Raw genomic sequence first — 11,837 nt, 5'->3', positions numbered from 1 at the left:
TTACGGTGACGCTGTTGTCAGCAATTCCCTACAACGGGCTGCCGGCGAATGTGAGCCGCCCGGCATCTGTCTGTCGCGCGGCGTCTGTTTTCCGTGCGGCGTCGAATCGGCGCAGGACCAGATCGGTGACCGCCGGGTTGTGGCACAGCGGCGGTGTCACGGCGTCCGCGCCGGCGTCGCGCAACGACCGGTAGAACAAGCCGTCGGCCAGCAGATAGGCGGCGACCGCCACCGTCCGGGCACCGTCCCTCCGCAGCCTTGCCACGACCTCCGGAACCCGTGGCCCGTCCCCCGACGTATAGGCGACCGTGGCACCCCCCGGCAGCCGCGCCGCGACCCCCGCCACGTCGGCCCGCCACAGCGGATCCGACGAACCGGCCGCCGCCAGCACCACCGCGTCGGCCGCCGGCAGATCCCGGATCATGCTGTCGAGCAGGACGTCGTCCGGCCCGAGCGGCGGCGCCACCGGGAAACCCGTGCCTTCCACGGCGTCCGCGATGTCGACCCGCACGTGATAGCCGCACGACAACAGCAACGGCACCACGACAGCGTCCGCCACTGTCGGGACGACGTCCGCGACCTTCGGCTCCTGAACGTCGACATAGCACAGCCGCACGTCGAGACCGGGACGCCGGCGCGCCACAGCCGCCGCCAGTTCCTGGATCTGCCAGCGCCCGGCCGGCGAACGCGTTCCGTGCGCGACAGCTATCAGAGTGGTCACGGCTTCTCCTCAGCTCTGCCCGGGCACGACTCGCACGCACCGGGTGGTTGGTTGCGGCAGAAGCGGCCCGGCAAGGCATCAGGCACGCGGCTTCCTGTCACCCGGCGGCGCTGCTCGGGCTCTGTTCTGTGTTGCTCCGCGCGGCGTTGCTCCACGCGGCGTTGCTCCGGGCGGCGTTGCTCCCCGCAGCGTTGCTCCCCGCAGCGTTGCTCCACGCGGCGTTGCTCCCCGGCGGGCGGGCGGTTTCGCCGGCGCCGGTTCACACGGCCTTCGTCGGGGCCGGTTCAGGCGGCTTCGTCGACGCGCAGGCGGTAGCCCCGCTTGATCACCGTCTCGATGTGCTTGCCGGAACCGAGCGCCGCCCGCAGCCGGGCCACCGCCACGTCCACCGCGTGCCCGTCGTTGCCCCGGGGCAGCGCCTCGGCCAGCACTTCCTTCGGCACGACAGCACCGGGCCGGCGGGCCAGCGCGGTCAGGATGGCCATCGCAGCCGGCGCGAGCGCGTGGAAGTTGTCGTCGATCAGGACCGCGTGACCGCGTACCTCCAGAAGCGATCCCGCCACCCGCAACCGTACCGCCCGCCGGGGCAACTCGTCCGTGACCGTCTTGATCAGCGCGCCCAGCCGGAACCGTTCCGGCGTGACCACCGGGATGCCGCGCTCGACGAGCGGCGCCGCGGTGACCGGCCCGACGCACGCGGCCAGCGTGGAGCAGTGGAACGCCGCACCGACATCCGTCGCGGCGTCCTCGGCGACCTTCAGGAACGCCTTGACCGCGGGCGCGCTGGTGAACGTGACCGCGTCGATCTGCCCGGCCGCGACCTGTTCGACAAGGCGGCGCACCGGGGCCACATCCGGCGGCATCGCCCACCGGTAGACCGGCACCTCGACGACGGCGGCCCCGGCGGTACGCAGCGCGTTCACGAACTCGACCTGCGGCTCGCCGTGTTCCTGCACCACGATCCGCCGGCCGGACACCCCGTCGGCGAGCAACCGTTCCAGCACCTCCTCGGAGGCCTCGGTCTTCGCCGCCCAGTCCTCGGAGAGCCCGGCCGCACGGATCGCGCCGCACGGCTTCGGCCCCCGCGCGATGATCTTCGCGTTGCGCAGCGCCGCCCGCAGCGGCTCGCCAAGGCCCCAGCCCTCGGCCGCCTCCAGCCACCCACGGAACCCGAACCCGGTGGTGGCGACCACGAGGTGCGGCTCCAGCCCGATGCACGCCTCGGTGGCCGCCCGCAACGCGTCGTCGTCGACAAGCGGGATGATGGTGATCGCCGGTGCGCTCACCACGCGGGCGCCGCGTCGTTCCAGCAGCGCCGCCATCTCGCTGCGACGTCTCTCCGCGGTCACCGCCACGGTGAATCCGGCCAGCGCACCCTCGGTCATCCGGTCCCCATCCTGTGCCGCCGTGCTGCCCTCCGACGAACCCGTGCCGCGCGCCCGCCGGGAACAAGCCCCGCCGCAAGACTCCTAAGGCCTCATTTCCGAACCGGCAATGCCATGTTTCCGCGACAATAACGGCCGGTCACTTGGCAGCCGCCCACCGTTGTGAGCACTTGATCACCCACCCGGAACGAACCCCCGCAGCCGCCCCCGCCCAGCCCGGCCTGCTCAGCCCTCGCCGGCCAGCAGCCGTCGGATCTCGGCGCGCAGCTGGAACGCCGCGATCCGCCCGTCGAGCAGCCCGATCCGGTAGTCGGCGCCCCACTCGGGGTCCTCGGCGATCTGCGCGTCCCGGCAGCCGGCCGCACCGTCCATCAGGCCGGCGTTGTAGGCAACCAGCGCCTCGTCCATCGATCCCAGCTCCCCGGCATGCGTCATGATCGCGCCAATCTCGCACGCGCCGGGGCGTCCGCGAACCCACCGTCCGTCCGATTCCGCGACCACAAGGCAACCTCCGGGTCAGCCGTCCGGCGTCCGTCCACCCGCAACCGACCCGAACCCGTCCCGCACCCGAGCGACGTCCATCACCCTCCTCACCGACAGCACCATCCCGATGACCCGGGGTGACCGATCAATCGATAGGGCAGAGGCGTCCCCCACCGTGGCCCTGTCGAGAAGTTGATCTGCTAGCGATGCGAAATCGCGGTTTCGGGCCCATGATCACAGCGATTTCGTAGCGCTAGCAGATCAACAACGCCACGCGGACCCACCGCAGCGGGCCACTGACCGCAAGAAGCCGAGGGGCAGGAAGCACCACGCCGCGGCCTCGACATCCCGCACGCCATGCGCGCACGGCGCGTGACGGGGCGCTCAGGCCGGTGGATGGGCGGGACGCTCAGACCGGCGCATGGGCGGGACGCTCAGCCCGTACACGAAGGGGCCTCACATGCCCGCCCACCAGCCCAGCGCAAGCCCGCCGGCCAGCGACGATGTCAGCAGCAGGCCACACAGGACCGCGATGCGCCGCCGGCGCCGGACGCTGTTCCGCCGGTCCGCGGCGGCGAGAGCCGCGACCAGGCAGCACGCCGCCGCGACCAGCAGCAGCGTGCCGTCAAGAACCACGGCGACCGGCGCGTGGGCCCGCGCACCCCAGCCGGTGACGACCGCGTAGAGGGCGGTCAGTGCGAGCCAGAACAGTGCGGTCGGGGCGTGGTACGCGAGCGGTTCCCACCACCGGGTCGTGACGGGCCGCTTGCCGGCGATGCGCACGGCGGCGTCCTGGTACGCGATGTCCATCCGGATACCCTACAACCCCCATGGGAGATAGCGTGATCCCGGGACGCGATGGACGCCGGACCCGGGAGAGTCAGCCCGCCAGAAGTCCCGAGGCCCGCCACAGGCGCACGCCGGGGCCGCCGATCAGGTCCAGATCCTGGAGGTACGCGACCACGCGCTCCCCCGCCCACCGCATGGTCTCCCGGTGGTACGGGTTGGCCCAGGCCGCCCGCCGCCCCTCCTCGGGCGAGATCCCGACGGCCCGGTAGACGCGCGGGTCGATGAGACGGCGGCCGGTCAGGTAGGCCGCGCGGGCGATCACCAGCCGGTCGAAGGCGAGTCGTCCCCGGCCGGCGAGGCGGATCTGGCGGGCGAGTTCCTCCCGGGCGTACCGCACGTGCCGCGCCTCCTCGACGACGTGGACGCGGGAGACCATCCGGACCAGGGGCTGCACGGTCTCGTCGGCCATCGCCTCGCGTTGCAGGGTGTCCAGGATCTCCTCGGCGATCAGGATGGCGGCGAACATGCGCGGGCCGGTGCCGGTGTGCGCGATCCATCTGCCGAGCCACTGGTTGACGCCGTCGGGCTGGTAGAGCGGGGTGTCCAGGCGGCCGATCATCCGGCCGAACATCACCGAGTGGCGGCACTCGTCGCCGATCTCGGTGAGCGCGTACTGGGCGTGGGCAGCGGTCGGGTCCTGCTTGAAGTAGTCGCGGATCAGCAGCTGCATGAGGATCGTCTCGAACCAGACGCCGAGGCCTGCGATGCTCGCGACCTCGTGCTTGGTGAGTTCGATCCGCTGCTCCTCGGTCATCCGGTCCCAGAGGGCGGTGCCGTAGAGGCTGGACCGGTGCGGCGGGACGAAGAACTTGCCGGGGGCGAACGGCGCCTCCCAGTCGATCTCCACTTCGGGGTCGTACGAGTGCTCCGCTGACGAACGGAGCAGCCGGGTGGCGGTGCGGTCACGGTCGGGCGGAGTCACGGTGGTCATGGAGGCCTCCAACGCAAGAAGTCCTTGACGTTACCGGCGGTAACAGTTACTTCTAGTACTATGAGCCCGGTCACCCCACCCGTCAATCCCGGGAAGAACGACGGCCGTCGAGGCCGCTGGGACACCCATCGCGAACAACGCCGAGCCGAGCTGACCTCGGCGGCCATCGAGGCGATCCGGCAGCACGGGCCGGACATCGGCATGGAGGCGATCGCCGCGCACGCCGGCGTGAGCAAGCCGGTGCTCTACCGCTATTTCGCCGACAAGAGCGAGCTGTGGCTGGCGGTCGGCCAGCAGGCCGGCGAGATCATCCTGGAGGCGATGGTCCCGGCCGTGGCGGGCGTCCGCGAGGAGCGGGCCGTCGTGGCCGCGGTGATCGACGTCTACCTGGCGCAGATCGAGGCCGACCTCAACCTCTACCGGTTCGTGGTGCACCAGCCGGACATCGCCCGACACCGGGACGTGGTCGCCGACGTTATGGACACCGTGGCCAGCGGACTCGCGAGGATCTTCGGGGACCGGCTGCGGGCACGCGGCCTGGACTCCGGTGCGGCGCTGCCCTGGGCGTACGGGGTGGTCGGCTACGTGCAGTCGGTCGGTGACTGGTGGCTCCGGCAGCAGCAGCCGATCAGCCGGGAGGCGCTCGCCGAATACCTGACCACGTTCCTGTGGACCGGGATCTCCGGGATGCGCCGGGCAGCCGACACGCCCGGCGGACTGGCGGCACACGAGTGGGCGGAGGAACAGTGACGGACGAGGAGGAGTACCGCGGACCGGCGGTCCTGCGACTACCGGCCGGCGGCAGCGGCGGAAAGAGCGGCGGCGGAAAGAGCGGCGAGGAGCGCACCGTCGAGGTCCGGATGTCGGCACGGTTCGAGCCGGTCGAGGGCCGCTTCCGCTGGGCCGGCCGCACCGAACCGGACGACACGCTGCGCGAACGCGTCAGCGGCGGCCTGCGGCAGGCCCTGATCGTCATCGACAACCGGGAGACGCCGGTCAAGCTCAGCGAACCCGACCCCTGGGGCGGGGTACGGATCTCCGGCACCGGGACACCACCCTGGTACGCACGGCAGGAAAGAGTGACACGTGACTGAGCACTTCGACGTACTGATCATCGGGGCCGGGCTGTCCGGGATCGGTGCCGCCTGGCGGTTGCAGAAGCAGCGCCCCGGCGACACGTACGCGATCCTGGAGTCCCGGGCCGCGATCGGTGGCACCTGGGACCTGTTCCGCTACCCGGGCGTCCGATCTGATTCGGACATGTACACGCTGAGCTATCCGTTCCGGCCGTGGCGCGAACCGGAGTCGCTCGCCGGCGGCGACAAAATCCGGCAGTACATCCAGGACACCGCGGACGAGGCCGGGATCACCGCGCACATCCGGTTCAACGCCCGGGTGGTCCGCGCCGACTGGTCCACGCCGGATGCCCGCTGGACTGTGCGCACCGCCGACGGCACCGTGCTGACCTGCGACTTCCTCTACGGGTGCAGCGGCTACTACAGCTACGACGACGGGTACCGGCCGGACTTCCCCGGCGCCGGGGACTTCGCCGGCACGGTGGTGCACCCGCAGTTCTGGCCGGCGGACCTCGACCACACCGGCAAGCGGGTCGTCGTGATCGGCAGTGGTGCCACCGCGATCACCCTGGTGCCCGCCATGGCCGGCGAGGCGGAACACGTCACGATGCTCCAGCGCTCACCGACGTACGTCACCGCCCTGCCCAACCGCGACGCTCTCGCCGACCTGGCCCACCGCGTCCTGCCACCCGCGGCGGCGCACCGGGTCGCGCGCGCCAAGAACATCGTCCTGACGCAGGGGTTCTATCAGCTGGCCCGGCGGCGGCCGCAGCTCGTGCGCCGGGCGCTGCGCGGGCTCGCCCTGCGCTACCTGGAGGACCCGGGATATGTGGACGAGCACTTCAAGCCCCGCTACGACCCCTGGGACCAGCGGCTCTGCGTGATCCCGTCGGGCGACCTGTTCGAGGCGATCAGACAGGGCCGGGCGTCGGTGGTGACCGACCACATCGACACGTTCGTCCCGGAGGGCATCCGGCTGCGATCCGGCCGGATCCTCAAGGCCGATCTGGTGGTCACGGCGACCGGCCTGACGCTGCAGGCGGTCGGCGGCGTCGCGCTCACGGTCGACGGCACGCCGATCGACATCGGACAGCACGCCGCCTACCGAGGCGTGATGCTCAGCGGCGTGCCGAACTTCGCGTACTGCATCGGCTACACCAACGCCTCCTGGACGCTCCGCGCTGACCTCTCCCACCGGTACGTGCTCAAACTGCTCGACCACATGGACCGCCACCGCTGGGCGACCGCGACACCCACCGCACCGGCGCGCAGCGGGCGCCCGCTGATCGACCTCTCCTCCGGGTACGTGCAGCGGGCCCTGGACAAGTTCCCCCGGCAGGGCGACCGGGACCCGTGGATCGTGCGGCAGAACTACCTGCGCGACCTGCTCACCACGCCGCGTGCCGACGTCACCCGCGACATGACTTTCACCCGCGTGCCCGTACCCCAGGAAAAGGTGGCCTCATGAAGCCCTACCGTTTCGCCGGACAGACCGCCGTCCTGACCGGCGCGGCCGGCGGCATCGGCGAACACCTCGCCTACGGCCTGGCCCAGCGCGGCAGCGACCTCGTCCTCGTCGACGTCGACGCGGCCCGTCTCGAACCCGTCGCCGGCCGGATCCGGCACGCCCACCCCGGCCTCACCGTCACCACGATCGTCGCCGACCTGGCCGACCGGTCCGCCGTCGAAGGCCTCGGCACCCGCGTCCTCGCCGAACATCCCCAGCTCGGCCTGCTGATCAACAATGCCGGCATCGCGCTCGGCGGCCGCTTCGACCAGGTCTCCGTCGAACAGTTCGAGACCGTGATGAACGTGAACTTCCGCGCCCCGATGCTGCTCACGCACACCCTGCGGCCCGCGCTCACCGCCGGTTCGCACCTGGTGAACGTCTCCAGCCTGTTCGGGCTGATCGCGCCGCCCGGCCAGTCCGCCTACAGCGCCAGCAAGTTCGCCCTGCGCGGGCTGAGCGAATGCCTGCGCAGCGAACTCGCCGACGACGGGATCGGCGTGACCACCGTGCACCCCGGTGGCATCCGGACCAGGATCGCGGAAAGTGCGCTGGTGGGCGTACACGTCCCGGAAGAAGAGATCGAACCCAACCGCAAGCTGTTCGCCGCGCTGCTCAGCTTCCCCGCCGACAAGGCCGCGGAGCAGATCCTGCGCGCCGTCGCGAAGCGCCAGGCGCGACTGCTCATCGCCTCCAGCGCCAAAGCCCCCGACCTGCTGGCCAGGCTCCTGCCGGTCGGTCACGCGCGGATCGTGCGCGCGCTCACCGCCGCGTCCGGCTCCCGCGCCAAGGTGGTCCAGCATTGAAATTCATAGATGTACGGGGTACGCGTCTCCGCCTCCACGACTCCGGCGACCCGGCCGCCCCGCCCGTCCTGCTCCTGCACGGCATCGGCCGCAGCCTGGAGGACTGGTCCTGCCAGCACGACCTGCTCGGCGACGACCACCGGGTGATCAGCCTGGACATGCCCGGTTGCGGCCTCTCCCAGCGCCTGCCCGAACCCACCACACTGGACTCCCTCGCCGGCGGCGTCCGGGCGGCGCTCGACGCCCTCGGCGAAACCCGGCCGGTACACCTGATGGGCAACTCCCTCGGCGGGGCCGTCGCGATGACCATGCTGGCCGACACCCCCGAGCGGGTGTCCACGCTGACGCTGGTGAACAGTGCCGGCTTCGGCAAAGAGGTCACCATCGCCCTGCGCCTGCTCGCCGTCCCCGGCATCGGCCGCCGGCTGCTCACCCGGATCGACAGCCGCACCGCCCCACGCGTCGAACGCACCCTCTTCGCCGACCGGGCCATGGTCACCCCGGAACGCGTCGCGACGGCCATCAAGATCGCCCAGCAGCCGGACTTCGTACCCGTCTACCTGGAGATCGCCAAGGCCCTGGGCGGCTTCCGCGGCGTCGCCGCACCCTGGCGGACGACGCTGCTGCAACGGGTCGCGGCCCACCCGAAACCCACGATGCTGATCTGGGGCGACCGCGACACGATCCTGCCGTGCGCCCACCTGGCGGCGGCCCGGGCGGCGTTCCCGCACGCCCAGAGCCACCTGTTCGGCAGGACCGGGCACATGCCCCAGATCGAGAGACCGGAGGAGTTCGCCGCCCTGGTCCGCCCACACCTGGCCGCCGGCCCGCCCGCTGATCTGCCCGCTGATCTGCCCCGCCGGTCCTCCCGCTGATCTTTCCGCCGGTCTTCCAGCTGATCTTTCCGCCGGTCTTCCCGCTGGTGGGCGGCCCGCTCCCTATTCGGCGGCTCGCTGGACCGTGACTTCCTGGCGGGCCAGCGGCTCCGACTGGGCCGACTCGGCGACGACGACGGCGAACCGGTACGTTCCCGCCTCACCCAGTGTCACCGGATCGCAGACGTAGGTCTCGCCGCTCCCGCAACCGCCCTCCGGCTCGAAGTCGCCGTCACCAGCGGGCCGGGACAGCAACCACACCTGATAGCCCACCGGCACCTCGGCATCCCCACTGACCGTGACGCTGCCCTCGACCGTCGCACCGTCCTGCGGGCTGCCGATCGACACCTCGGCAGCCGGTGCGGCAGGCGTGGCGGGCGGATCCTCGTCGTCGCCGCGGGCCACCCGCGGACCGGCCGGTGACGCGGCGGGCGACTCACTGCCGCGGTCGCGCGCGCCACGACTCTTCCGTGCCTTCGGCTTCCCCGAACGCCGACCGGCATCCGGCGACGGCGTGACCGCCTGCGCCGAACCGTCCGGGCTCGCCCCCAGCGGCGGGTAAGGCGCGACCGCACCGGGAGCGCTGCTCGTCTCCGCCTCCGCGTACGAAATCACCGGCTCCGCCTGGGCGAACGTGGGCTCGCCAGGCTCGGTGCGCGCCAACGCCCAGGCACCGGTGACCACGACCGTCAGCCCCGTCGCCGCGGACACCATGCTGAGCAACTTGCGCCGCCGCATCCGACGGGCCCGCCGGGCGACGTCCTCCGGCTCGACGGCACGCCAGGCCGGCCGTTCCACGCGCGGCATGACGAGGGTGGCGCCCAGCCGAGGCCGTACGCCGCGGCTTTCGTCCTCCTCCTGCCGCGCGATCATCTGGGTGGCGTCGTTCTGCCGCGCGGGCACCTGACCCGCGTCGCCCAGCCGCGCGATCACTTGCGTGGCGTCGCCCAGCCGGGCGGGCGCCTGACCTGCGTCGCCCGGCCGCGCGAACATCTGCGTCGCATCGTTCATCTGCGTCGCATCGTGCTGCTGCGTCGCATCGTGCTGCTGCGTCGCATCGTGCTGCTGCGTCGCATCGTGCTGCTGCGTCGCATCGTGCTGCTGCGCGAACACCTGGGTGGCATCATCCTGCCGCGCGGCCACCTGGGGGGTGGCATCGTCCGGATGGGTTGCCTGCACATCCGGAGGGCGCGGCGTCACCGAGATCTCGTGCGGGTCATCAGATCCCCGCGGGGTGACAGCCATCGATTCCTTCCGCGTATCACTAGGCCGCCGGCAGAAGCCGCCGGTCGGCATGTCTTACCGGCCCGGTTCAGGTCCTGGTCCTGGTCCCTATCCGTATCCAGGTCCAGGTCCAGGTCGGGTCGCGGTCGGCGTTTGGGTCGTGGTCCCGAGTCCTTTGGCCCTATCCGGGCCGGCCCGGGTCCGTTCGGTTCCGTTGGTGCAAATCGCGCATAAGTGTCGCTTCCGACCCGATAACCGCATGACCGCCGCGTCGGATGCGGGCGTACCTACTGATGTCGGACACCTTGTGCACATTCACGTCCATCCCCCGCCAGGGGACTTGCCGGGCACCCGTACGAGCGATGGCATGGTTCCATGCGGACAGCGACCCTGATCATCACCGCTCTGCTGGCCGCGGCGGCCGGCGGCTGTGAATCCAGCACCGCCCCCCAGCCGACCAATTCCGCTGCGCCGGGGGCACCAGCACCGGGAGCCACTCCGGAGTCGGCACCCGAAACCCCACCAGAGCCGCCGCCGGGGTCGGCAGCCGGCGCCGCGCCGGGGTCATCTCCGAGGTCGGCAGCCTGCGCCGCGCCGCGGTCATCTCCGGGGTCGCTCCCCGTATCGGCGTCGGCACCCCCCTCAGGTGACCGACCCGATCCGCTGCTCGAATCCGCCCGCGTCGGCTTCGGCGACGCCTCCCCGACGGTGGCGCCCCGCCGGACTTACCCAACGCCAACAGCCCGTCGAACTCCTCCGCCAACAGCCCGTTGAACTTCTCCAGCAGCCACGCTCCGCCAGCCTCCCGCAAGAGCGACGCCCCGTCGGCCTCCCGCAGCAGCGACGCCCCGCCAGCTTCCTGCAGCAGCGACGCCCCGCCAGCTTCCTGCGGCGGCCCAGCTTCGTCGGCCTCTTCCGCCGGCGGTGTCGTTTTGACCTGATTCGTCCCAGCGGTTGCGCCACACGCGCCGCCCATGGCGAGATGTTGATCTGCTAGCGCTACGAAATCGCTGTGATCATGGGCTTTAAACCGCGATTTCGCATCGCTAGCAGATCAACACCGCTGCGGGCTCACCGCAGCGGCCCGCGGCTACTCGTCCAGAACGCTCAACGGAGCCGAGGGCAAGCAACACCACGCCGTACTCCGCTGTCTCGCTCGCCGCCGCGTCGACCTCCTGCGCGCCACACTCCGCACCCGAACCTGCTGCCAGCACAAACCGGCAGGAAAGCTCACACTCGCTGCTTGACAGGACCACTCGCTGCTTGACAGGACCGAAGGACACCCCGGCTCGCGCCAGTACGGCACGGTCAATCTCTGCCACGCCGGACTGCTCAGCCATGTGCGATAGTCCACTTCGATCTTGAACGGGGACAATCGATGAACCACACCGTCCGATGGACAGTGGCGGCCGGCGCCGCCCTCGCACTGCTCAGCGCCTGCGGCGAGGACGCACCCGGCCCGGCCGCTGCCGCAGCCTCGCAACCGGCCTGGCAGGGCGTCGCCACCGATTGCCCGCGGCTCACCGCGCCCGCCTTCGCCGGGCTGGAACTCGACGGCTCCGGCGCGAAGACCGATGAGCCCGACGTTCTTTCGATCAGGTGCGGGTACGGCGCAGCCGACGCCCGGCCGTCGCTGGTCCTGAACCTCCAGCTCAACCGGAACCCGGACGCGCACGGTCAGCCGGCCCGCCACCTCGAGGGCAAGCGGAAGTACGCCGAACTCGGCGGCCACCCGGTGATCGACCTGCCCGGCGACGCGGTGCTGCTCGCGGCGCCGGGCGGAGCAGCGGAGGCGGTCGCGGCGTCCGGGAACGCGATCCTCACCGCGCTCGCTCAGTTCGACGAGCCGCTCGACACGGAGGCTGCGCTGGTCGCACATCAGGCGGAGCTCGAACAGTCGCTCAACGACCTGATCGCCAACCTGCGCTGAGCACCGCGACACCCGGCACCGCAGCTCACCCGCGATTCGTTCACGGCTCG

12 protein-coding genes are annotated in these 11,837 nt (G+C 71.3%); 6 read left to right on the top strand and 6 right to left on the bottom strand.

Annotated elements, in window-relative coordinates:
* Positions 1-28: 28 nt before the first annotated feature.
* The 5 genes from LPA41_RS10780 to LPA41_RS10760 all read right to left on the bottom strand — a co-directional run bounded on the left by LPA41_RS10780 (position 29) and on the right by LPA41_RS10760 (position 4,369).
* A complete protein-coding gene (locus LPA41_RS10780) occupies positions 29-721 on the bottom strand; it encodes a sirohydrochlorin chelatase (protein WP_229069960.1) in 693 nt (230 codons plus the stop codon).
* Positions 722-1,005: 284 nt separating this feature from the next.
* On the bottom strand, positions 1,006-2,106 hold the full coding sequence (locus tag LPA41_RS10775; RefSeq protein ID WP_229069959.1) for a uroporphyrinogen-III synthase: 1,101 nt from the start codon (positions 2,104-2,106) through the stop codon (positions 1,006-1,008).
* A 225-nt stretch (positions 2,107-2,331) separates the two neighbouring features.
* Positions 2,332-2,514 carry a hypothetical protein gene (locus LPA41_RS10770; protein ID WP_229069958.1) on the bottom strand — a complete coding sequence of 61 codons (183 nt, stop codon included), beginning with the start codon at positions 2,512-2,514 and terminating at the stop codon, positions 2,332-2,334.
* Between the two features lie 531 nt (positions 2,515-3,045).
* Positions 3,046-3,399, bottom strand: a complete 354-nt coding sequence (locus LPA41_RS10765) for a hypothetical protein (RefSeq protein ID WP_229069957.1) — start codon at positions 3,397-3,399, stop codon at positions 3,046-3,048.
* A gap of 70 nt (positions 3,400-3,469) precedes the next feature.
* Positions 3,470-4,369, bottom strand: a complete 900-nt coding sequence (locus LPA41_RS10760; protein WP_229069956.1) for a diiron oxygenase — start codon at positions 4,367-4,369, stop codon at positions 3,470-3,472.
* Between the two features lie 60 nt (positions 4,370-4,429).
* Here LPA41_RS10760 and LPA41_RS10755 point away from each other — a divergent pair, with 60 nt between their 5' ends.
* The 5 genes from LPA41_RS10755 to LPA41_RS10735 are packed head-to-tail and all read left to right on the top strand — an operon-like array spanning position 4,430 to position 8,633.
* Positions 4,430-5,119, top strand: a complete 690-nt coding sequence (locus LPA41_RS10755; protein ID WP_229069955.1) for a TetR/AcrR family transcriptional regulator — start codon at positions 4,430-4,432, stop codon at positions 5,117-5,119.
* Positions 5,116-5,463 carry a DUF4873 domain-containing protein gene (locus LPA41_RS10750; protein WP_229069954.1) on the top strand — a complete coding sequence of 116 codons (348 nt, stop codon included), beginning with the start codon at positions 5,116-5,118 and terminating at the stop codon, positions 5,461-5,463. The genes LPA41_RS10755 and LPA41_RS10750 overlap by 4 nt, the downstream gene beginning before the upstream one ends.
* A complete protein-coding gene (locus tag LPA41_RS10745) occupies positions 5,456-6,913 on the top strand; it encodes an NAD(P)/FAD-dependent oxidoreductase (protein WP_229069953.1) in 1,458 nt (485 codons plus the stop codon). The genes LPA41_RS10750 and LPA41_RS10745 overlap by 8 nt, the downstream gene beginning before the upstream one ends.
* Positions 6,910-7,758: an SDR family oxidoreductase gene (locus LPA41_RS10740; protein ID WP_229069952.1), complete on the top strand. Its 849-nt coding sequence runs from the start codon at positions 6,910-6,912 to the stop codon at positions 7,756-7,758. Before LPA41_RS10745 ends, LPA41_RS10740 begins: the two co-directional genes overlap by 4 nt.
* Positions 7,755-8,633: an alpha/beta fold hydrolase gene (locus tag LPA41_RS10735; RefSeq protein ID WP_229069951.1), complete on the top strand. Its 879-nt coding sequence runs from the start codon at positions 7,755-7,757 to the stop codon at positions 8,631-8,633. The genes LPA41_RS10740 and LPA41_RS10735 overlap by 4 nt, the downstream gene beginning before the upstream one ends.
* Before the next feature lie 63 nt (positions 8,634-8,696).
* Here the strand turns inward: LPA41_RS10735 and LPA41_RS10730 are convergent, their stop codons facing one another.
* On the bottom strand, positions 8,697-9,878 hold the full coding sequence (locus LPA41_RS10730) for a hypothetical protein (RefSeq protein ID WP_229069950.1): 1,182 nt from the start codon (positions 9,876-9,878) through the stop codon (positions 8,697-8,699).
* A gap of 1,357 nt (positions 9,879-11,235) precedes the next feature.
* Between LPA41_RS10730 and LPA41_RS10725 the strand changes: the two genes are divergently transcribed.
* The gene (locus tag LPA41_RS10725) at positions 11,236-11,787 is read left to right on the top strand and encodes a hypothetical protein (RefSeq protein WP_229069949.1); all 552 of its coding nucleotides are present in this window, start codon (positions 11,236-11,238) and stop codon (positions 11,785-11,787) included.
* Positions 11,788-11,837: the final 50 nt, after the last annotated feature.

The organism is Actinoplanes sp. DH11, assembly GCF_020873875.1.
GTDB lineage: Bacteria > Actinomycetota > Actinomycetes > Mycobacteriales > Micromonosporaceae > Actinoplanes.
This window is presented reverse-complemented; position numbering and strand designations above follow the sequence as displayed.